The organism is Desulfonatronum sp. SC1, assembly GCF_003046795.1.
In the GTDB taxonomy this organism is placed as follows: domain Bacteria; phylum Desulfobacterota; class Desulfovibrionia; order Desulfovibrionales; family Desulfonatronaceae; genus Desulfonatronum.
Genome location: NZ_PZKN01000115.1, coordinates 1 through 472, shown reverse-complemented (window position 1 = coordinate 472; position 472 = coordinate 1). Strand labels below are relative to the sequence as shown.

Here is a 472-nt window from a genome sequence, read left to right as displayed (position 1 = left end):
GGTGATGTCACAGGATGAGGTGATTCGGCATCTTACAGATGTGGCCGAATTTATAAATGCCACCCAGCCCGATCTGTTGTTTATTCAGGAGATTGATGTGGATAGCAAACGTTCGGCATTTGTGGAGCAATTGGAGTGGTTGCTCAACCATACGCATCTCAATTATGGTGTTTATGCGTCTCAATGGAAAGCCTCATTCATCCCTTCTAATGGGTTGGGGCGGATGAATTCGGGGGTGGCAATACTCAGCAGATGGCCACTTTCCGATGCCCGACGCATTGCTCTGCCTTTAATAAAAGAGCAAAATCCTTTGGTCAGGTATTTCTACCTAAAACGGTGCTTGCTCGAATGCACCATGGATATCAATGGCGGGCAGGTCACTTTGCTAACCACACACACAGAACCCTATGCTGCCGATGGAACCAAAAAACGACAACTCGACCAGATTTTTAACCGCCTTGTGGAACTGGAT

At 47.2% G+C, this 472-nt stretch carries 1 protein-coding gene; it reads left to right on the top strand.

Annotated features, from left to right (window positions below):
* Nucleotides 1-472: endonuclease/exonuclease/phosphatase family protein (locus C6366_RS20940; protein ID WP_199221588.1), on the top strand; the 472-nt coding region annotated here is incomplete at both ends.